The organism is Microbispora sp. NBRC 16548 (assembly GCF_030268985.1).
Classification (GTDB): domain Bacteria; phylum Actinomycetota; class Actinomycetes; order Streptosporangiales; family Streptosporangiaceae; genus Microbispora; species Microbispora catharanthi.
The window spans coordinates 153,044-172,648 of the sequence record NZ_BSSF01000005.1; the positions used below are offsets into that span (position 1 = coordinate 153,044).

General features: G+C 72.4%; 18 protein-coding genes. 6 read left to right on the top strand and 12 right to left on the bottom strand.

Annotated features, from left to right (window positions below):
- Nucleotides 1–98: 98 nt before the first annotated feature.
- Nucleotides 99–263 (bottom strand): hypothetical protein, encoded by a 165-nt coding sequence (locus tag QSK36_RS15025; RefSeq protein ID WP_285782822.1) that lies wholly within the window; start codon nt 261–263, stop codon nt 99–101.
- Nucleotides 264–373: 110 nt separating this feature from the next.
- Nucleotides 374–1,969, bottom strand: a complete 1,596-nt coding sequence (locus QSK36_RS15030) for a SecDF P1 head subdomain-containing protein (RefSeq protein WP_502883322.1) — start codon at nt 1,967–1,969, stop codon at nt 374–376.
- Between the two features lie 177 nt (nt 1,970–2,146).
- On the opposite strand from QSK36_RS15030, the gene ald reads away from it, so the two are divergent.
- The gene (gene ald / locus QSK36_RS15035; RefSeq protein WP_183539264.1) at nt 2,147–3,265 is read left to right on the top strand and encodes an alanine dehydrogenase; all 1,119 of its coding nucleotides are present in this window, start codon (nt 2,147–2,149) and stop codon (nt 3,263–3,265) included.
- 22 nt (nt 3,266–3,287) lie between these two features.
- On the opposite strand, the gene QSK36_RS15040 is transcribed toward ald, so the two are convergent.
- Nucleotides 3,288–3,965, bottom strand: a complete 678-nt coding sequence (locus QSK36_RS15040; RefSeq protein ID WP_183539262.1) for a thioredoxin-like domain-containing protein — start codon at nt 3,963–3,965, stop codon at nt 3,288–3,290.
- 106 nt (nt 3,966–4,071) lie between these two features.
- On the opposite strand from QSK36_RS15040, the gene QSK36_RS15045 reads away from it, so the two are divergent.
- Complete coding sequence (locus tag QSK36_RS15045) at nt 4,072–4,752, top strand: DUF305 domain-containing protein (protein WP_285782824.1); 681 nt, start codon at nt 4,072–4,074, stop codon at nt 4,750–4,752.
- Nucleotides 4,753–4,813: 61 nt separating this feature from the next.
- Here the strand turns inward: QSK36_RS15045 and QSK36_RS15050 are convergent, their stop codons facing one another.
- Nucleotides 4,814–5,665 (bottom strand): alpha/beta fold hydrolase, encoded by an 852-nt coding sequence (locus QSK36_RS15050; RefSeq protein ID WP_285782825.1) that lies wholly within the window; start codon nt 5,663–5,665, stop codon nt 4,814–4,816.
- Nucleotides 5,666–5,754: 89 nt separating this feature from the next.
- Between QSK36_RS15050 and QSK36_RS15055 the strand changes: the two genes are divergently transcribed.
- Nucleotides 5,755–6,633 carry a helix-turn-helix domain-containing protein gene (locus QSK36_RS15055; RefSeq protein WP_285782826.1) on the top strand — a complete coding sequence of 293 codons (879 nt, stop codon included), beginning with the start codon at nt 5,755–5,757 and terminating at the stop codon, nt 6,631–6,633.
- A gap of 107 nt (nt 6,634–6,740) precedes the next feature.
- Here the strand turns inward: QSK36_RS15055 and QSK36_RS15060 are convergent, their stop codons facing one another.
- From QSK36_RS15060 to QSK36_RS15070, 3 genes are all read right to left on the bottom strand, one after another.
- Nucleotides 6,741–7,829, bottom strand: coding sequence for a threonine aldolase family protein (locus QSK36_RS15060; RefSeq protein ID WP_139578113.1), 1,089 nt, complete (start codon nt 7,827–7,829; stop codon nt 6,741–6,743).
- 64 nt (nt 7,830–7,893) lie between these two features.
- Nucleotides 7,894–8,547 carry an SDR family NAD(P)-dependent oxidoreductase gene (locus QSK36_RS15065; protein WP_183539254.1) on the bottom strand — a complete coding sequence of 218 codons (654 nt, stop codon included), beginning with the start codon at nt 8,545–8,547 and terminating at the stop codon, nt 7,894–7,896.
- A 23-nt stretch (nt 8,548–8,570) separates the two neighbouring features.
- Entirely contained in the window at nt 8,571–10,661 is a 2,091-nt protein-coding gene (locus QSK36_RS15070; RefSeq protein ID WP_285782827.1) for a DUF6421 family protein, read from the bottom strand.
- Between the two features lie 173 nt (nt 10,662–10,834).
- Between QSK36_RS15070 and QSK36_RS15075 the strand changes: the two genes are divergently transcribed.
- Nucleotides 10,835–11,545, top strand: a complete 711-nt coding sequence (locus QSK36_RS15075; protein WP_285782828.1) for a hypothetical protein — start codon at nt 10,835–10,837, stop codon at nt 11,543–11,545.
- Here QSK36_RS15075 and QSK36_RS15080 read toward each other — a convergent pair.
- Entirely contained in the window at nt 11,485–12,147 is a 663-nt protein-coding gene (locus QSK36_RS15080; RefSeq protein ID WP_079314277.1) for a response regulator, read from the bottom strand. The two genes, QSK36_RS15075 and QSK36_RS15080, sit on opposite strands and share 61 nt — an antisense overlap.
- On the bottom strand, nt 12,144–13,325 hold the full coding sequence (locus QSK36_RS15085) for a sensor histidine kinase (protein WP_285782829.1): 1,182 nt from the start codon (nt 13,323–13,325) through the stop codon (nt 12,144–12,146). The genes QSK36_RS15080 and QSK36_RS15085 overlap by 4 nt, the downstream gene beginning before the upstream one ends.
- A 194-nt stretch (nt 13,326–13,519) precedes the next feature.
- Between QSK36_RS15085 and QSK36_RS15090 the strand changes: the two genes are divergently transcribed.
- Complete coding sequence (locus QSK36_RS15090) at nt 13,520–15,148, top strand: zinc ribbon domain-containing protein (protein WP_285782830.1); 1,629 nt, start codon at nt 13,520–13,522, stop codon at nt 15,146–15,148.
- A 28-nt stretch (nt 15,149–15,176) separates the two neighbouring features.
- Nucleotides 15,177–16,949 (top strand): serine/threonine-protein kinase, encoded by a 1,773-nt coding sequence (locus tag QSK36_RS15095; RefSeq protein ID WP_285782831.1) that lies wholly within the window; start codon nt 15,177–15,179, stop codon nt 16,947–16,949.
- On the opposite strand, the gene QSK36_RS15100 is transcribed toward QSK36_RS15095, so the two are convergent.
- Genes QSK36_RS15100 through QSK36_RS15110 form a run of 3 tightly spaced genes read right to left on the bottom strand, consistent with a single transcriptional unit; the run spans nt 16,939 to nt 19,564 of the window.
- Nucleotides 16,939–17,727: an adenosylcobinamide amidohydrolase gene (locus QSK36_RS15100; protein WP_285782832.1), complete on the bottom strand. Its 789-nt coding sequence runs from the start codon at nt 17,725–17,727 to the stop codon at nt 16,939–16,941. The two genes, QSK36_RS15095 and QSK36_RS15100, sit on opposite strands and share 11 nt — an antisense overlap.
- Nucleotides 17,724–18,539 carry an ABC transporter ATP-binding protein gene (locus tag QSK36_RS15105; RefSeq protein ID WP_285782833.1) on the bottom strand — a complete coding sequence of 272 codons (816 nt, stop codon included), beginning with the start codon at nt 18,537–18,539 and terminating at the stop codon, nt 17,724–17,726. The genes QSK36_RS15100 and QSK36_RS15105 overlap by 4 nt, the downstream gene beginning before the upstream one ends.
- A complete protein-coding gene (locus tag QSK36_RS15110) occupies nt 18,536–19,564 on the bottom strand; it encodes a FecCD family ABC transporter permease (RefSeq protein ID WP_139578104.1) in 1,029 nt (342 codons plus the stop codon). Before QSK36_RS15110 ends, QSK36_RS15105 begins: the two co-directional genes overlap by 4 nt.
- Nucleotides 19,565–19,605 lie beyond the last annotated feature (41 nt).

A 19,605-nucleotide genomic window follows, 5' to 3' on the forward strand; every position in this document is an offset into this window, starting at 1 on the left:
TACGCTACAGGGATCTCCTTGCACCCGGATTGACCCCGGCTTGCACCGGCCGCTGCCGCCCTCGCGACGGCCCGCCCGAGGCCGTCAGCGGTGTCCGCTCAAGGCGAGGACCGCTGGGCGGCCAGGCCGCGCCCTGCGGCGGCCAGGCATCCGGCAGGCAGTGTCACACCGGACAGCACCCCGCCGGCCACGGGCACCCACACCACGGCCGAGGTGGCGGTCATGACGGTGGACGTGGCGCGCCCGGCGGCGAGGAACCACATGGCGACGATCGAGACCTGACGGCCCAGACCGGACGGCCGGGACGAGCGCGCCCCGGCCGCCGGCCGGCCGGTTCAGGTCCGGGAGCGCCGGCCCGGGCCGTGATGCGCGCTCACTGGAAGCCCTCAGGGGTGGACTGCGTGCCTCCCGGTTGTCCCGCGCCGCCTGGTTGTGTCCCGCCCTGCTGGGTGCCACCGCCTGGTTGTGTCCCGCCCTGCTGGGTGCCGCCCGTCTGCGACCCTCCCGGCTGGCTGCCGTCCTGTACTGTCCCGCCCGGCTGCGTGCCATCGGTCTGAGTGCCGCCCGGCTGCGTTCCGCCGGGCTGGCCGGCGCCGGTAGCGGCGGGCGAGGCGCCCGGGTTCGGCTGGCCCGCCGGGGCGGATCCGGTCAGCAGCGCCATGATCGCATCGGCCTGGGCCTTGTCGAAGCCCGCGACGCCGAGGCTGTCCTGGGTGATCTCCTGGGCCACCCGCGGGGCGGCCACCACCTTCTCCCCCACCACCATCGCGAGCTGCTGTTTGACCGTCTCGCGGGTGAGCGCGGCGATCTGCTCCTGGCTGGAGGGGGACAGCACGAGCCTGATCGAGTAGGTGCCGTCGTTCTCCGGCACCTCCTCGATCTTCTGCACGGTCGTGACCGTGACCCCCGGGTCGAGCTGGTAGCAGGAGGTCCCCTTGTCGTCCGGGATCGCGTCCGTTCCACTGCAGGGCGCCTGCCCCACTCCGGTGACGGGGGCGAAGTGCACGGGCGTCAGCAGAGTGCGTACGGCCGTCTGCTTGAGCGGCGGGGCGTCCGGGTTGCGGGTCATCACCACGGCGACAGCGCCGAGGACCCCGGACATGACGACCACCAGCACGAGGGCCACGACGAGGGCGATCGTCGTCCCCCTGGCCGCCCTCGGCTCCGTAGGGCCGGCGGGGGCGGGCGGCGCGTCACCCGGCCCTGCGGCCCCACCTGGGGGCGCGCCGTCGGGCGTGACGGGCTCCACCGGCTCACCGGGCGGGAGGGGAGCGTCGGCGACACCGGGCACGCCGGCGAGTTCGCCGGGAACCCCGAGCGGATCACCCGGCCCACCGGGCACGCCGAGAGGGTCACCCAGTCCACCAGGTTCACCCGGCATGCCAAGGGGGTCATCCGGTCCGCCGAACCCGCCCGGCATGCCGAGGGAGTCGCCACGTCCGGCAGGCTCACCCGGCACGCCGACCGGGCCACTGAGCGTGTCACCGAGCGGATCACCGAGCGGATCTGCAAGCCCGCCCGGCGGCTCACCGCGCACACCGAGCGGGTCGTCGAACCCGCCGAGCCCGCCGCGCTCACCCAGTGCACCACCCGGGCCACCAAGTGGATCCGCGAGCGGATCGGCGAGCCCTCCGCGCGCACCGGGCACGCCGGGCACTTCGGGCACGCCGGTTGGCCCGCCCAACGGGTCACCGTGTCCGCCGGGGTCACCGGGCCCGCTCATGGGCCCGGCGTACGTGTCACCCGCACCGCCGGCAGCGGCGGGCAGGACAGCCGTCTCTCCCGTGGCGCCGGACGCGCCGGACATGTCGCCGAACCAGCCGCCCCACCCGCCGGACGCATCGGCGGGCACGCCGCCGCGGTCCTCGGAGCCGACCGGCTTCGGCATGGGCGCCGTCTCGGCTCCCGATGTCAGGCCGCCGGGCCGCGGGCCGGGCTCCTCGTCTCCCGGCACGGGCGCGTTGTGCATTCCCACCTCGATCCCTTACACCGCTCGCAGAGCCTACCGAGGTCTGCCAACCGCGGGTAACCGGCCGACCATGGAACGCTCAACACGCTCTTCTCTTGACAATTTGTCATGAATATCCGCCAAATGGTTGCCCGTTGCCCGATGTCCACACAGGCATTGGGAGCCGACAGTGAAAACATGAAGGTGGGAGTTCCCCGAGAGATCAAGACGCACGAGTACCGGGTCGCGCTCACACCCGCGGGGGTCAACGAGTTCGTACGCAAAGGCCATCGGGTCCTCGTCGAGAAGGGCGCGGGACTGGGGTCCGCGATCCCGGACGAGGACTTCGCCGCGGCGGGGGCCGTCATCCTCGGCACGGCGGACGAGGTGTGGGCCGAGGGTGACCTGATCCTGAAGGTCAAGGAACCGGTGCCGGACGAGTACCACCGGATGCGCAAGGGCCAGGTGCTGTTCACCTATCTCCACCTCGCCGCCTCGGAGTCCTGCACCCGGGCCATGCTGGAGTCGGGCGTGACCGGCATCGCGTACGAGACCGTGCAGAAACCCGACCGCACGCTGCCGCTGCTCGCGCCCATGTCCGAGGTCGCCGGACGGCTGGCGCCGCAGGTGGGCGCCTACCATCTCATGCGCCAGGGCGGCGGGCGCGGAGTGCTGATGAGCGGCGTCCCCGGCACCTACCCGGCCAAGGTGGCGGTGATCGGCGCGGGGGTGTCGGGCATGAACGCCGCCGCGGTCGCCGTGGGTCTGCGGGCCCAGGTGCTGCTGCTCGACCGCGACGTCGACCGGTTACGCCACGCCGACCTCGTGTTCCGGGGAGGCTGCCAGACGGTGGCGTCCAACGCGTACGAGGTCGAGCGGGCGGTGGTGGACGCGGACCTGGTGATCGGCGCGGTGCTCGTGCCGGGCGCCAAGGCGCCGACCCTGGTGAGCAACGACCTCGTCTCGCGGATGAAGCCGGGGTCGGTGCTGGTGGACATCTCCATCGACCAGGGCGGCTGTTTCGAGGACTCGCGGCCGACCACCCACGCCGACCCGGTCTACCGGGTGCACGGCTCGGTGTTCTACTGCGTGGCCAACATGCCGGGGGCGGTGCCGCACACCTCGACGTACGCGCTGACCAACGTCACGCTGCCGTACGCGCTGGCGATCGCCGACCTGGGCTGGCGCGAGGCGCTGACCGCCGACCCCGCGCTCGCCCTCGGTCTGAGCACCCACCAGGGCCACCTCACGAGCCGCCCGGTGGCCGAGGCCCACGGGCTGGAGGCCGTGCCCGTGGACCGCGTGCTGGTTCCCTGAACCCGGCCAGGGGACGTCCGGATCAGGAGGACGGGGCCGCGCTCGGCATCGGCTCCTGCGTGGTCTCCGCCTGCGGCGGCGGGAGCGGCTTCTCGTCGGTGGTGCCGATGCCGCCCGAGCAGGAGGCGCCGTACTCGGGGGTGTTCGTCGGGTTCTGCTTGTACTTCTTGACGAACTCCGGCAGGCGGGGGTCGTCCGCGGAGTCCAGCGCGATCTGGTGGTTCCAGGCGCTGGCAACGATCTTGGACGGCAGGTTCGGGTAGGGGCTCAGCAGCATGTAGTCGGCGGAAGCGATGCTCTTGAGCTTGTCCACCTCGGCCTTGGGCAGGTCGGGCTGGTAGGTGATCCACACCGCGCCGTGCTCCAGCGAGTGGACGCCGTGCTCGTTGTGGATGGGCTTGTCGTAGATGCCGCAGTTCTGCCAGTAGAAGTTGTGCTGGCCACCGACGGGCGGGGTCTCCTTGTAGGACACCTTCGTCCAGGAGTGGTCGGAGCCCTTGTAGTTGAAGGTCTTGACGGCGCTGAGCGACTTGGCCGAGCGGTCGTTGACCACGTAGACGGCGACGAGGGCGACCAGGACGACGATCACGAGGCCGCCTATCCCCCACATGAGAAGCGCGGCGCGCCGCTCCTTGCGCTTCTGCTCGGCGCGCATGCGGGCGAGGTGCTCACGCCTCGCCTGCGACTTCTCCTTGGTCATCGCTCCTCCAACCGCTGATCACTGACACCCCCGCTGCGTATGGAGAATAGTGGCTAAAGGTATTGCTTCGGGCAGAGCGACGGCCGTGGCGAGTAGCCTGTGGGCGGTGAGCACTGACATCGACGCCGCAGGGGACAACGCGGTCGAGACCGCTCCCCCGGCCCGGCGCCGCCTCCCCGCCCTCGGGCTGGTCGTCGTCCTCCTCGCGGCGGCGGCGCTCGTACTGTTCTTCACCAGGCAGGGGACGCCCGGGGACACCTCCCCGGAGGCCGGCTTCGCCAGGGACATGGGGGTCCACCACGCGCAGGCGGTGGAGATGTCCTTCATCCTCAGGGACAAGACCTCCGACCAGGCGCTGCGCAGCCTGGCGTACGACATCATCACGACGCAGAGCACCCAGCGTGGAATTTTCATGGGCTGGCTGCAGCAGTGGGGCCTCGACCAGAGCTCGAGCCGTCCGGCGATGGCCTGGATGTCCGGGCACGGGCACGGCGGAGGGTCCACGGCCGCCCTGCTGCCCGACGGAAGGATGCGCGGCATGGCCTCGGAGGAGGAGATGAACCGGCTCCGCCAGGCCACCGGCAGGGACGCCGAGATCCTCTTCCTCCAGCTCATGATCCGCCATCACCAGGGCGGCGTGGAGATGGCCGAGGGCCTGCTCAGGCTGTCGGACCGCGACGAGGTGCGCGCCCTGGCCCAGCACATCGTGGACGGCCAGAACGCCGAGATCCGCACGATGAAGGAGCTGCTGGCCAAGCGGGGAGCCCAGGCGCTCCCCGCACCGTGACCCTCTCCGTGACCCTCTCCGGCCGGTCCGTCGTCGGCTGCGGGTGACGGCGGCTGGGCCTTCAGCCCCTCGCGGCGTGGATCGCGGTGAAGGCCAGCAGGGGGCCGGCGGTCCTCTCCGGGTCCTCGAGTATGGGCGAGTGCCCGAGACCGGGCAGCAACTCGACCTTCGCGCCCGGAACCGTCCGGTAGTCGGCGGCGGATGAGGATCGCCATCTGCGGTCGTCCTCGCCGAAGATCACCAACAGCGGCTTGCCGAGGGCCGTCAGCCGCTCCGGGAGCGCCTGTTGCTCCAGGTAGGCGCGGGTGGCCCCCATCGTCGTGGTGAGCGTGTGGTAGGTCATCATGCGCACCTCGTCGAGAAGCTCCTGCGGGATCTGATAGCCCGCGCGGCTGAAACCGGTGCTCGCGAACCGGCGGATCTGCTCGTCGGTCGGCGGCCACTGCGACGGTGCGATCGCGGCGGACTCGGGTGCGATGAAGGCGTCCATGCCGGGTCCGGTGTTGATGAGCGCGAGCGCGATCACCAGGTCGGGTCGTTGCTCGGCGAGAGCGGTGGCGACCGCGCCGCCGCTGGAATGACCGACCACGATCACGCGCTCGACGCCGAGCCGGTCCAGTGCCAGACCGACCCGGCGTCCCTGGTCCGGGGTCGCGTAGCTCGGGCCGGCCGGTTTGGCCGACCGCCCGTGCCCGAGCAGGTCGATCCGGATGACGCGATGCGATCCGGTCAGCAGCGGAACCAGAGAGTCCCACGAGCGGGTCGAGGAGGCGGACCCGTGGATCAGCAGGAGTGCCGGGGCGTCGCGGGGGCCGTCCTGGCACACGTGGATGTCGCCGTCGTCCAGGGACAGCGTCGAACTCTCGGTGGCCTCGGCTTCCGCCGCATGCCGATTGCCGTCGGAAACAGTCATGCGCCCACTGTCGCCGCCGGTGCGCGCCGGTGTCTTGGACGAATGTTCCCTTCGGTCGTTCCCCTCGCTGCTCGCATAGCCTGGCGGCCGTGTCGACTTTCGTGCACGGTGAGGCGGTGTGGGACGTCGCCTCCCCGCGGGGGCCCGTCCGGGTGGCCGGTGTCACCATGGCCGGGTTCCGCGTCGGTGACCTGGACGCGCTCCGGATGGTCCCGCACCCGGCCGTGACGCTGCTGCTGGAGTTCGGCGCCGGTTCGCCCGTCGTGGACTACGCCGCCGGGCGGCAGGAGCGCGGAAGTCTCGTCGCGGGGCCCGGACTCGGCTCCGGAGGCGCGGCCTGGGCACGGGGGGAGAACGTCGAGTGCGTGCAGGTGCGGCTGTCCCCGGTCGTCGCGCGCGCGATTCTGGGCGTCTCCCCCGCCGACCTCGACGGCACCGTGGTGGCCCTCGACGACCTGTGGGGCCGGGAGGCGTCACAGGCTCGTGAGCGGCTGGCCGGCGTCTCCTCCTGGGAGGATCGCTTCGCGTTGACCGGCGCGCTGCTCGCCCGCCGGTATGAGGCGGGGCCGCCGGTGGACCCGGAGGTGGCCTGGGCCTGGCGCCGGATCGTGAGAGGCCGCGGCCTGGTCCGGGTCGACCGGCTGGCTGCCGAGCTCGGATGGAGCCGTAAGCGCCTGTGGTCCCGGTTCCACTCGCAGATCGGCCTGCCGCCCAAGCGCGCTGCGAAGCTGGTCCGCTTCGACCACGCCGCCCACCGCCTGGTCGCGGGCGGCAGCGCGGCCCGAGTCGCGGTGGAGGCCGGCTACGCCGACCAGTCCCATCTGCATCGAGACGTCATGGAGTTCATCGGAGTGACCCCGGCGAACGTGGCGGGCGAGCCGTTTCTGGCGGTCGACGACATCGCATGGCCCGGCCGGGAGGCTGCCGCCCAGCCGGACCTCTCGTCGGCCAGCAGTCCGGGTCCCTGATCCCGAGGAGACGCAGACGTCCTCGGCCGGGACGCCACAGGGTGCGGCCGCCGTCGATCACCGTGAGCTGTCCGGACTGACGATGGGACGACGGCCGCGGGTCACGGCTAGGCGCGCAGCTCCTCGGCAAGCGCCGCGGCGAACGCGTCCACGTCGGCCTCGGTGGTGTCGAAGGCGCACATCCACCGCACCTCGACCATGCCCCCGCCGATCTGCTCGTTCCAGTTGTAGAACCGGAACCGCTTGCGCAGCCGGTCGGCCACGTCGGCCGGCAGGATCGCGAAGACCGCGTTGGCCTCGACCGGGCGCGGCACGCTCACGCCGGGCAGGTCACGTACGGCGTCCGCGAGCCGCCGGGCCATCGCGTTGGCCTGACGGGCGTTGCGCAGCCACAGGTCGCCCCCGAGCAGGGCCTCGAACTGCACCGACACGAAGCGCATCTTCGAGGCGAGCTGCATGCTCGTCTTGCGCAGGTACGGCAGGCCGCGCGACGCCTCCGGGTTCAGCACGACGACGGTCTCGCCCAGCAACAGACCGATCTTGGTGCCGCCGAAGGACAGCACGTCGACCCCCGCGTCCGTGGTCAGGGCGCGCAGCGGCACGTCCAGGGCGGCGGCGGCGTTGGTGATCCGCGAACCGTCGAGGTGGACGAACATCCCCAGCTCGTGGGCGTGGTCGCAGATCGCCTTGATCTCCGCCGGGGTGTAGAGCGTGCCCAGCTCGGTCGCGTTGGAGATCGACACGACCCGGGGCTGCGCCCGGTGCACGTCGCCGAACCCCCACGCCTGCCGGTCGATCAGGCCGGGCGTGAGCTTGCCGTCCGGGGTCGGCACGGTCAGCAGCTTCAGCCCGCCGGTGACCTCGGGCGCGCCGCCCTCGTCGGTGTTGATGTGCGCGGTCTCAGGGCAGACCACGGCCTCCCAGTGAGCGCACATCGAGCGCAGCGACACGACGTTGGCCGCCGTGCCGTTGAACACGGGGAACACCTCGGCCTGCTCGCCGAAGTGCCTGCGGAAGACGCCCCGGACCGCCTCGGTGTAGACGTCGTCGCCGTAGGAGATCTGGTGTCCCCCGTTGGCGAGGGCGATCGCCTCCAGGACCTCGGGGTGCACCCCCGCGTAGTTGTCACTGGCGAACGTCCGGCTCGCCGGGTCGTGCCGGCGTACGGCATCGGTTGTCACGAGATGTCTCCCCATCGCGGTTTCGGGCCCGCGGCCGGCCCGTCCAGGCCGGGCCGCGGGTCCGGATCAGCAGCGTAGATCAGGGCGTGAGGTCGATCCTGCGGCCGTTGACCGCGGCCGGCTCCTCGTCCCACAGGCCCGCGACCGCCGCGGCCAGATCCTTCACATCGGTGAAGGTCCGATACGGCTTGTCCGGGTTCGCGGCCCTCATCTCATCGTGCACCAACGCGTTGACCACCAGGACCACCGCGGCGGCTGAGGTGTCCTTCAGCGCGTCGGCCAGCGACAGCGTCCACGCCTCGGCGGCGGCCTTCGCGGCGGCGTACGCCGCGCCGCCCTGCGTCGGCTTCTGGGCGGCCCGGGCCGACACGATCACGAAACGGCCGTTCCCGCTCGCCCGCAGCAGCGGCTCGAACTCCAGCGACACGTTCTGCAGGGTCCTGATCAGCAGGTCGTGCAGCAGGTCCCAGTCGTCGAGCGAGGTGTCGGCGAAGGTCTTCGACCCGCGCCAGCCGCCGACCAGGTGGACGACGCCGTCCACCCGGCCGTGCTCGGCCCGCACCCGCTCGGCCAGACCGCGTACGGCGTCCCGGTCGAGCAGGTCGACGGCCAGACAGCCCTCGGCGCCGGACTTGTCCACACCGACGACCGTGTCCCCGAGCTCGGCGAACTTCCCGGCGACGGCGCGGCCGGCCGGGCCGCCCGCCCCCATGACCACGATCACCCTGCTCATCGCACGTTCCTCCCCGGCCCCGTTCACGCCCGGATGCCCCGGGTCGACTCCACCACGTCGGTGAGCTTACGGCGCAGGGCCTCGTAGAACATGCTCAGGGGGAACTCGTCGGGCAGCACGGCGTCGACCATGGCCTTCTGCTCGGTGGGCAGCGCCTGCACGCCCTGCTTCCACGCGGATGCCGGGTCGGGCTCGACGTAGGTCGCGACCAGCTCGTGCGCGGCGAGCCAGTGCGCGCGCTTGGACCGGTCGATGCCGTCGCGGTAGAGCTTCTCCACCTCGCCGCGCAGGTCGGCGACGCCGTCGGCGACCCGCGACCAGTCGATCGTGAGCCGGTTGTCGGTCCACCGCACGATGCCCTGCCGGTGCAGGTAGGCGAACAGCAGCTGGCCGCCGAGCCCGTCGTAGTTGCGCACCCGCTCGCCGGTGATGGGGAAGCGGAACAGCCGGTCGAACAGGATGGCGTACTGCACGTACCGCGCGTGCGGCACGCCCGCGGCCTCCAGCTTCACGGCCTCGCCGTACGCCGTGAGGTCGCAGCGCAGCTCCTCCAGGCTGTAGAGCCAGTACGGCATGCGCTGCTTGATCATGAACGGGTCGAACGGCAGGTCGCCGTGGCTGTGCGTGCGGTCGTGGACGAGGTCCCACAGCACGAACGTGTCCTGGGCGAGGTCCTGGGACGCCAGCAGCCGGGCGGCGTCCGGCGGCAGCTCCAGCTTCAGCGTGGCCGCGGCGGCCTCGCTGACCCGGCGGAACCGGGCCGCCTCGCGGTCGCAGAAGATGCCGCCCCAGGTGAAGCGCGGCGGGGTCTGGCGCACGACCACGGTCTCGGGGAACAGCACGGCCGAGTTGGTGTCGTAGCCGGAGGTGAAGTCGACGAACGTGATCGGCACGAACATCGGGTTGTCGTAGCCGCCCCGCTCCAGCTCGGCCAGCCACTCGGGCCACACGACCCGGATCCACACCGCCTCGACGTTGCGGTTGGGATTGCCGTTCTGGGTGTACATCGGGAAGACGACCAGGTGCTCCAGCCCGTCGATCCGCTGGGCGTCGGGGTGGAAGACGTTCAGCGAGTCGAGGAAGTCCGGCACGCCGAGGCCGGCCGACACCCACGCCCGGAAGTCCTTCATCACCGCGTCGAGATACTCGGCGTCGTGCGGGAAGTGCGGCGCGAGCCGTCCGATGCCGTCGACGATCTCGCTGATGCACGCCACGGCCTCGTCGTGGTCGCCGGTGACCGAGCCGTCCTTGGCCTGGAGCGGGCGCAGCCGCTCCACGGCGGCCTTCAGCCTGGCGAACTCCTCCGCCACCTCGGGGCGGGAGACGCGGGCGGCGCCGGACGCCTCGGGCACGCGGGCGGCCCAGGTCACCAGGTTGCCCCACAGCTTCTCGTGGTCGTAGTCGTGGATCGAGTCGTCGCCGAACAGGTCGGAGTCGGCCAGGACGACCACCCGGCCGCGGCCGTGCCGCACGGCGGCGACGAGCGGGGCGTTCGCGGGGTCGGCGGACCCGGAGGTCGTGAACAGGACGCTCTCCCCGGCCGGCACGCCGAGCGTCCCGGCGCGGTAGAAGCAGGCCCGGCGCACCTCTGCCAGCAAATCCTGGGCCACGCCGCCCCGCTCGGTCACGGCCTGCGCGGAGGGAACGCCGAGGATCCAGGTGGCAACGGTGTTGTGGCAGTTGGCAGGGTCCTGCACGGTCGCGTGCTCGACCGTCACCCCGAACCGGGTGAGCAGCTCGCCCAGGTTGCTGCCGTACTTCTCCTGCTCGTGCTCGGCCAGCACGATGAGCCCGCCGCCGCCCGCGACGTACGCCTCGAGCGCGTCGATCTCCTCGGCGGAGAAGACGGGGCTGCCGACCCCGGTGGTGCGCTCCCAGCGCTCGGCCGAGGGGTGCGCGACCACGAAGACGTCACACCCGTCCAGCACGTCCCGCGTGATCGGGCCCTCGGTGTGCGCGCGCACCGTGTGGCCGAGCCGCCGCAGCGCCCCGGCGGCCTCGGCATAGCTGTTGTCGTCGGGGTGGGCGGGGTTCATGGCCTCGGCGACCTCTCGCCGGATCGTCCATGCCTCGCTGTGCGCCTCGTCGAACATGACCGCCGGGAAAGCCTTCATGAAAAATCTCCCGTAGTGTGAGCCGTCTTCCGGAAAATATACACATACCTAGCCTTGTAGCGATAAGTCGCTCTAGCGGATGAGGAGGCATCACCCGAGCGGCGGACGAGTCCCCGGGGGTCGCTCACCTACCGTCACCGGCCGTAGGGAGACAGACCCGAAGGGGAAGATCGATGTTCAAACTGTCCGACTCGGTGGCCTTCCGGCGCACCGTCACCGGAGTCCTGCTTTTCGTCGCGCCGCTGCTGCAGTTCGTCGCGCTCCTCGTCGACCCCGGCACCTGGGGCGACGACCGCGAGATCCTCAGCTACGGCGACAACCCGGCCCTGGCCCAGCTGGAATCGGCGCTCTACCACTGGAGCTGGCTGCTCGTCCCGATCGCGGCCTTCGGCCTGCTGCACCTGGTGCGCAAGAGGTCCGTCGTCCTCGGGCACATCGCCGGCGGCATGACCATCGTCGGCTACATCAGCCAGTCGGCGCTGCTCATGATGGACCCCGTGGAGTGGTGGTTCGGGCAGCACTACCCGGTCGAGCAGGGCCAGAAGATGTTCGACGAGGTGTTCAACCTGCCCGGCACGATCTTCGGCTTCGTGATGCCGTGGCTCTACCTCGGCATGGTCGGGCTGCCGCTGCTCCTGCTGGCCGTCTGGCGCACCGGCTTCGTCCACTGGTGGGTGCCGGCCGTCGTGGCCCTGGGCTACCTGGGCTCGCTCGCGGTGCCGTACAGCCCGGTGATGATCCCGTTCTGGGGCGCCCCCGTCATCGCCCTGGGCTACCTCGGACTCAAGGTGCTGCGCATGACGAACGCCGAATGGGCGTCGTACTACCCGAGCGCCGACCCCGGCGTCACCACGCCCGACTCGTACGCGAACACGACCGCCTGAGCGCGGTCGCGCAGGTTCAGCTTCATGAGCACGCGGGCGACGTGGGTCTTGACCGTGGCCTCGCCGACGAAGAGCTCCTTGGCGATCTCGGCGTTGGTGAGGCCCCGGGCGAGCATCCGCAGCACCTCCAGCTCGCGAGGAGTGAGCTCGGCGAGCTGGGGCGGCCGGACCGGCTCGTGCCGGCCCGCGAAGGAGGCGATCACCCTCGTGGTGACGGCGGGGTCGAGCAGGCCGTCACCCGCGGCGACGACCCTGATGGCCTCCACGAGCTGCTCGGGCGGCGACACCTTCAGCAGGAAGCCGCTGGTGCCCGCGCGCAGCGCGGCGTACAGGTTCTCGTCGGTGTCGAACGTCGTCAGCATGATGACCTTGGGCGGCCGGGGCGCGTCGAGCAGCTGCCTGGCCGCGGTGAGCCCGTCCATACGCGGCATCGAGATGTCCATGAGCACGACGTCGGGCTGCACCCGGCGGGCCAGGGCGACCGCCTCGGCGCCGTCGGCGGCCTCGCCCACGATCTCCATCCCCGGCTCGCTCTCGACCACCATGCGCAGGCCGGCCCGGATCATCGCCTGGTCGTCGGCGAGGACGATGCGGATGGTCAATTCGTGGCCTCGCTCATCGGCACTCCCTGGGAGATCGGCAGCGTCGCGCGGACGCGGTAGCCGCCCTGCGGCAGCGGCCCGGCGTCGAGGGAGCCGCCGAACAGCTCGGCCCGCTCCCGCATGCCGATGAGCCCGTTGCCGGTGGACAGCGCCGGTCCGGCGCCCCCGCCATTATCGGTGATCTCGAGCTCCAGCCGGTCGGGGAGGTAGGCGATCCGGATGCGCGCGTCGGCGTCCCCGGCGTACTTGACCGCGTTGGTGAGGGCCTCCTGCACGATCCGGTAGGCCGACAGGTCGAGACCGGGCGCGAGCCGTACGGGCTCGCCCTCCGTCTCCAGCGTCACGCGGAGCCCCGAGGATCCCACCGTCGAGATGAGGTTGGGAACCATGTCGAGCCCCGGCTGCGGCAGCGCCTCGTCCTGCGGCATCCGCAGCGCGCCGAGCATGATCCGCAGCTCCTCGACCGCCTCCCGGCCCGCCTGCTCGATGCCGCTGAGCATCTCGGCCTCCGAGGACGGGCCGTCCTCCTGCGCCGCGCCCATCCGGCGGCGCAGCACACCGGCCTGCATGACCATCATGCTCACGCTATGGGCCACCACGTCGTGCAGCTCCCTGGCGATCCGGTTGCGCTCGGCGGCGACGGCCTCGGCGGCCCGGCGTTCCCGCTCCACCTCCAGCCGCGCCGCCCGCTCGCTCATCCGGTGCGCGCGCAGGAGGTAGCCGCGCAGGGCCAGCCCCGTGGCGTACGCCGAGCCGAACATGACGGTGAGGTAGATGACCTCGTCGAACGGCAGGAACCGGTGGTCGACGGCACCCGAGTCGAAGATCAGGATGCCCGCGAGCGCCCAGGATCCGCCGTGCTTGACCGGCAGATGGGCGCCGATCGTGTGGAAGACGATGAGCAGCGCGGCGAGCTGCCAGACGGGGCAGCCCGGGTGGCCCTGCCGGTGCCAGACGTACTGGGCGAGGATCATGAGGATGAAAACCGCCACGGGAGCCCTGCGGCGATACCAGACCAGGACGCCGGTGACCAGCGCCTGCCCGACCCACCACAGCTCGGGCCGCGGCTCGCCGTACGCCGGACCCACGGTGAACGCCTCAAGGGTGCCCAGCGCGATGATCGCGAAGCCGATCAGGAGGTCGACGCGGGGGACGGAGCGGAGGGGGGACAAGCGCATGCGCGCAGAGTAATCCCTGCCCGGCATAGCGCGCATCAGGCAACAGACGTCCCGCAATCGGCCTGCAAGTCAACGTCAAGCGACGGGACGATCATCGCCCTGTATCAAGTGGGTGTCGGTCACGATACTCACCTTGTCGAGCACTGTCCGCGCTGAGACGCTTGAAGCGTTCCGAACAGGCCTAGGAGAAGCAGATGCCCCGCCTGCACTCCCTTATCGCGGGGCTGGGCGCGCTCTCGGCGCTCGCGGCACCCATGCTCCACCCGCACCCCAGCGGTTCCACCGACCGGGTCACCCCCGGCGCCGTACGCGTGGAGTCCTCCTCGCACGTCCGCATCACGCTGCTCGACGACCGCGGCGTGATCAAGCAGCTTGCCCGGGACTACGACGTCGACCTGGCGAAGGGCAGCGGCTTCACGGTCACGCCCGACGGCGTGGTCGTCACCGCGACCCAGGTCGTGCAGACCGCGGACGACCCCCGGGTGTACGCCGCCAACCGGGTGTTCGCCGAATACTTCAAGGTGAAGATCCCGGCCGACTTCAAGCGGCACTCGCTGGACGACGCCGACCTCGACCGGCGGCTCCAGGCGTGCTACCCGCCGCAGCAGACCGACTCGACATGCATCGCCGACGTCACGACGAACGTCAGCGTCTACCCCAACCTCGACCCGCCGCCGCCCGGGGGCCTGCCCGCGCAGATCCTGACCACCGGGGCGTCCCCCGCGGCCCCGGCCGTGCTGAAGGTCACCAAGGGCGGCGAGAAGCAGTCGCTGCCCACGGTCCCGCTGGGCACGGCGATCGGCGGCGCGGTCGAGTCGCTCGACGTGATGACGCTCACCGGCAGGCCGTCGGCGAAGCTGCCGCCCAAGCTCGACACCGCGCACCTCGACCCGCCGGGCGGCCGGACCTTCAAGGAGCGCGACAAGGTCGCCAAGCTGCTGGACGACGGCGCGCCCGGCGCGGCCCTCATCGACGACGGCAAGAGCGAGGTGGTCGGGTTCGTCTCCGGGGGCGGCGGCGAGCCGGTGACCATCACCCCCGCCGACGACATCCGCAGCGCGCTGGTCGCCGCCGGGGTCACCCCCCGCCGCGGCCCGGTCGACGTCGTGTACGAGAACGCGCTCGCCTCCTACCACAACAAGCTCTACAGCGGCGCGATACCGGCGCTGCAGCAGGTGCTCAACCTGCGGCCCGACCACGCGGTCGCGGCCGACCATCTGCGGGTCGCCCAGTCCAAGGCGGGCACGGCGGAGGACGCCGGCGCCAAACCGGCGGCGCGCCCGGCCGCTCCCAAGCAGCCGAAGTCGTCGGTGCCGCCGTACGTGTGGGCGGCCGGCGGCGTCGTGGTCCTCGCCCTGCTGGCCGTGGGGGTCGTGCTGCTGCGCCGCAGGAGCGCCGCCCGGCCCGGCACCGGCGGCCAGCCGGACCCGGGGATCGATGGGCACGGTTACGCCGCGCAGGGGGACTTCGCGGGCGAGGCCGGGTCCTACCCGCCTGGGGAGAACTCCTGGCCGCCGTACGCCGTGACGAGGGTGTTCGGGGCCGAGGCCGCCCGCTCTCCCGAGGTCATGGGACCGGCTCCGGTGACTCCTGTGCCCGCGGATCCGTCCCCGCCCGGCGGGCAGGCGCACCCCGCGGACCTGTCGCCGCCGCACGGGCACGCGCATCCGGCCGACCCCTCGCCGCCGCGTGGGCATTCGTACCCGCCGAACCCGTCGCCGCCGCGCGGACAGGCACAGCTGAAGTTCTGCACACAGTGCGGCATGCGGCTGGGCCAGGGACACCGCTTCTGCGGCTTCTGCGGGAACCCGGCCGATTCGTGATCAACAGAACGTTCAAGGGGGAGACCGCATGACCGAGGGGCCCGTGATGCCGCCGCTTGTCGGGCGGCGGCTCGGCGACTACACGGTCGAGGCGGTCGTCGGGCGGGGCGGCATGGCGACGGTCTACCGGGCCCGCGACCAGCGGCTCGGGCGAGCCGTGGCGCTGAAGGTGCTCGCGCCCCAGCTCGCGCACGACGACCGCTTCCGCGACCGGTTCGTGCGCGAGTCCCGGATGGTGGCGAGCATCGACCACCCCAACATCATCCCGGTCTACGAGGCCGGCGAGCGCGACGACCTGCTGTTCATCGCCATGCGCTACGTCGAGGGCAACGACATGCGCAAGCTCGTGCAGTCGGAGGGCGCGCTGCCGGTCGGGCGGGCCAACCCGCTGTTCGCGCAGATCGCCTCCGCGCTCGACGCCGCGCACGCCCACGGCCTGGTGCACCGCGACGTGAAACCGGCCAACATCCTGGTCACGCGGTCCGACCACGTCTACCTGACCGACTTCGGGCTGACCAAGAGCTCCGCGGCCGAGGCCGGGCTGACCAGCCACGGTCACTTCATGGGCACCCCGCGCTACGTCGCCCCCGAGCAGATCCGGGGCCTGCCGGTCGACGGCCGGAGCGACCTGTACGCGTTCGCCTGCGTCGTGTACGAGGCGCTCGCCGGGCAGCCGCCGTTCCAGCGGGACACCGAACTCGCGTTGCTCTACGCCCACGTGTCCCACGACCCGCCGCCGCTCACGCCGTACCGGCCGGATCTGCCGCACGCGGTGAACGCCGTGATCACGCGGGCGCTGGCCAAGTCGCCGGGCGAGCGGTTCGAGACATGCCAGGCGTTCGTGTCCGCGCTGCGCGACGCGATCAGCGGCGGCGCGGGCGACCCGGCGCCGGTCTCCCCGTCCTATCCCCCGGGGTCGTATCCCCCGGATCCCCCGATCTCCGCGGGATCCGCCGGGTCCCGTCCGCAGGGCTCCTACCCGCCGGTCACGCCCTCCTCGTTCCCTCCCGGCACCAGGCCGCCCGTCTCTCATCCCTCCGGCTCGGTGCCCGCGGCGTCCCGCCCGCCCGTGAGCCACCCGTCCTCGGGCCCGGTGCAGGGGCACGGGTCGTACCCTCCCGCGTCGCCGCACTCGCAGGCGACGGTCGCGTCGGCGGCCTCGCGGGACCACCGGCGGGGGCTGCCGCTCGGTCCGCTGATCGGCGGCCTGGCGGTCCTGGTGTCCATCGCCGTCGCCGCCGCGCTGCTGCTCACCAGGGGAGGGGACACCGCCGCGACGTGGAACACCTACCCGGGCAGCACGGCGGCGCCGTTCACCATGTCCTACCCCTCGGCCTGGGGCGAGGCCAAGACCAACGCCGACCAGTGGATGATCGCCTCCCCGGCCGTCGACGAGTTCAACGCGCTGTTCGCGGTGCCGGGCAACACCGACTGGTCGAAGGTGAACCCCATCATCACGGGCCATCCGGACCGGGCCACGGGCGTGTTCGCCCAGGTCAGCAACACCCTGAGCACGTCCGACTCGCCCATGGAGCTGCAGGAGAGCCTGGGCCCCGCGCTCCCGGGCGCGACCACCTACTACGGCGTGCCGACACCGACGACGGTCGGAGCCAGGCCGGCGTTCCGGATCGAGGGCGTGCTCAGCGACCCCCAGCAGGCCGGTCGGCTCGACTTCTTCGCCTACGTCGTCCGTCAGGGCGACGCCGGCACGACCGTCCTGGTCACGTTCTTCTGCCCGGCCGGCCGGTGTGACCGATCGATGATCGACCACATGGTGAACACGATCACGTTCACGTCCTAGCCCGCCAGGTTCGCCAGTCCCGCGCACCGTCGAGGACGGCACGGTGGACCGCGCGGGCGATCCGCGCGCCCCAGACGGAGCGCGGGCCGCCGAACGCCTCCGCCGGGCCGTCCTCCCGTACGGCGACGCAGACGGCGTCCGACGCGGTCCCGGTGCAGGGGAATCCCGCCTCCAGCAGCGCCTGCGTCTTCGCCTCGGTGACCGTCATGACGGCGTTGACCAGCGCCGGATCGGAGAACGCGACCGGCACGACCACCAGGATGTTGATCGTCCCCGGGCGCGGCGCGCACTCGCCGGCGTCGCGCACCCTGACGTCGCCCGCGCCGACGGCCTCCCGCGCCGTCCCGGAAGCGGCCGGGCCGGCGGCCTCCCGCCCAGGCTCCTGCCCGGACTCCTGCCCGGTCTCCGGGGCGGCCGGCAGACCGGGGTCGGGCACGCCCTCGGGCGCGGCCGCCCAGGTCGGCACGCCCAGGCCGACCGTGGCGACGGCCTCCGCTCCCCCGTCGGCCGCCGCGGCGTACCGCTCCACCAGCGCCGCCGTCATCATGCCGACTCCGGCACCGCCGGGACCGAGCGCGTCCATGTGCTCGACCGGGTCCATGCGCGAGTACCCGGCGGCCACCTGCGCGTTCAGCACCCACTCGCGGTGGCCGATGCCGCCGCCGAGCATCGCCGAGGAGATCATCCGCCAGCCGGGCCCGAACCGCCACAGCAGCGCGCCCAGCCGCAGGCCGTCCTCCACCCGGTGCGTCAGGGACGGCCGCGGGACGCCCGTCATGCCTCCTCCACCATCGAGGAGATCGACGGGCGGACCAGGTGGACGACCGGGCGCCCCTCGGGGCCTGACTCCACCCGCACGCGGGCGCCGAAGTGCTCGGTCAGCAGCGGCCCGGCCAGCACCCGCGCGGGCGGCCCGGCCGCGACCGCGCGCCCGGCGGCGAGCAACACGAGCGCGTCGGCGTACTGCGCGGCGAGGCTGAGGTCGTGCAGCGTCGTCACGACGGTGAGGTCGTCGGCCAGGCGCAGCCGGTCGACGAGTTCGAGCACCTGCTGCTGGTGGCCCAGGTCGAGCGCCGTGGTCGGCTCGTCCAGCAGCAGCACCGGCGCCTGCTGCACCAGCGCCCTGGCGAGCACGACCCGCTGCCGCTCGCCGCCGGACAGGTGCCCGAGCGGCCGGGACGCGAAGCCGTCCAGGTCGAGCCGTTCCAGCACCGACCGCGTCACCTCGCGGTCCCGCGCGCTCTCGCTGCCGAGATAGGGGATGTACGGCGTACGGCCCAGCAACGCGTAGTCGTAGACCGTCATGTCCGGCGGCAGCGCCGGGCTCTGCGGGGCGTAGGCGATCAGCCGGGCCCGCCGGCGCGGGCGCAGGTCGTCCACGGCCGTCCCCTCGACGAGCACCTCGCCCTCCCTCGGCACCAGCCCGGCGACGGCCCGCAGCAGCGTGGACTTGCCCGCGCCGTTCGGCCCGATGATCGCCAGCCACTGGCCGGGCGCGGCCGACAGCGTGACGTCCGTGAGCACCCGCCGCCCGCCCAGCGTGACGCCTACGCCGCGCGCCTCCACGGCCGGCACGGCGTGCCCGCTCACGTCTCCACCCGCCGGGTCACGCGCAGGACGGTGACGAAGAACGGCGCCCCGACGAACGCCGTGACCACCCCGATCGGCAGTTCGGCCGGCGCGAGCACCGTACGCGCGATCGTGTCGGCCAGCACGAGGAACGCCGCGCCGCCGAGGAACGACAGCGGCAGCACGATCCGGTAGGACCAGCCGGCGAGCCGCCGGACCACGTGCGGCACCACGATCCCGACGAACGCGATCAGCCCGCTCACCGCCACCGCCGACGCCGTGGCCAGCGAGGCGGCCAGCAGCACGACGAAGCGCACGCGCGCCGCGCGCAGGCCGAGGCTGACCGCCTCCTCGTCGCCCACCGACAGCACGTCGAGCAGCCGCCCGTGCAGCAGCATGACGACGGTCGACACGACGGCGTACGGCGCGATCATGCGGAGCTGGTCCCAGCCGCCGCCGACGTCGCCGAGGATCCAGGAGTAGATCCGCTGCAGTTCGTCCACCTTGAGCTGCTGCACGAAGGTCTGGATGGCGGTGAGGAACGAGGTGACCGCGACCCCGGCGAGCACGAGCGTCGCGGTGCCGCCGCCCCGGCCCGCCGTGTGGCCCAGCGCGTACGCGAGGAACACCCCGCCGACGGCCCCGGCGAAGGCGGCGATCGGCACCGCGGTCACCCCGGCGTCTCCGCCCAGGAAGACCACGACGAGCGTCACCGTGAGGCCGGCCCCGGCCGCCGCCCCGAGCAGGTAGGGATCGGCCAGCGGGTTGCGGAACACGCCCTGGTAGCCGGCCCCGGCCGTGGCGAGCAGCCCGCCCACGACGGCGGCGAGCAGCACCCGCGGCACCCGGAGCTGGAACAGCAGCCCCTCCTCGACCGGTGCGAGGCCCGAGTGCACGGACACCAGCGGCAGCCGGTCGAGCAGTGCCAGCGCGATGGCGCGGGGCGAGATGCCCGCCGCGCCCGCCATCAGGCCGAGGGCGAGACTGGCCACCAGCACGGCGGACGCGACCAACAGCGCCCGGCCGCGCGGCCGCGCCGGCGTCACCACGCCACCACCGGCCGCACCGCGTCACCGCTCACCGCACC

Bases quoted from the DNA above. Each gene is read 5' to 3' on its own strand.
- QSK36_RS15025 (WP_285782822.1), bottom strand. From the start codon at position 263: ATGTGGTTCCTCGCCGCCGGGCGCGCCACGTCCACCGTCATGACCGCC.
- QSK36_RS15030 (WP_502883322.1), bottom strand. From the start codon at position 1,969: ATGCACAACGCGCCCGTGCCGGGAGACGAGGAGCCCGGCCCGCGGCCC.
- ald (WP_183539264.1), top strand. From the start codon at position 2,147: ATGAAGGTGGGAGTTCCCCGAGAGATCAAGACGCACGAGTACCGGGTC.
- QSK36_RS15040 (WP_183539262.1), bottom strand. From the start codon at position 3,965: ATGACCAAGGAGAAGTCGCAGGCGAGGCGTGAGCACCTCGCCCGCATG.
- QSK36_RS15050 (WP_285782825.1), bottom strand. From the start codon at position 5,665: ATGACTGTTTCCGACGGCAATCGGCATGCGGCGGAAGCCGAGGCCACC.
- QSK36_RS15060 (WP_139578113.1), bottom strand. From the start codon at position 7,829: ATGGGGAGACATCTCGTGACAACCGATGCCGTACGCCGGCACGACCCG.
- QSK36_RS15065 (WP_183539254.1), bottom strand. From the start codon at position 8,547: ATGAGCAGGGTGATCGTGGTCATGGGGGCGGGCGGCCCGGCCGGCCGC.
- QSK36_RS15070 (WP_285782827.1), bottom strand. From the start codon at position 10,661: ATGAAGGCTTTCCCGGCGGTCATGTTCGACGAGGCGCACAGCGAGGCA.
- QSK36_RS15075 (WP_285782828.1), top strand. From the start codon at position 10,835: ATGTTCAAACTGTCCGACTCGGTGGCCTTCCGGCGCACCGTCACCGGA.
- QSK36_RS15085 (WP_285782829.1), bottom strand. From the start codon at position 13,325: ATGCGCTTGTCCCCCCTCCGCTCCGTCCCCCGCGTCGACCTCCTGATC.
- QSK36_RS15090 (WP_285782830.1), top strand. From the start codon at position 13,520: ATGCCCCGCCTGCACTCCCTTATCGCGGGGCTGGGCGCGCTCTCGGCG.
- QSK36_RS15095 (WP_285782831.1), top strand. From the start codon at position 15,177: ATGACCGAGGGGCCCGTGATGCCGCCGCTTGTCGGGCGGCGGCTCGGC.
- QSK36_RS15100 (WP_285782832.1), bottom strand. From the start codon at position 17,727: ATGACGGGCGTCCCGCGGCCGTCCCTGACGCACCGGGTGGAGGACGGC.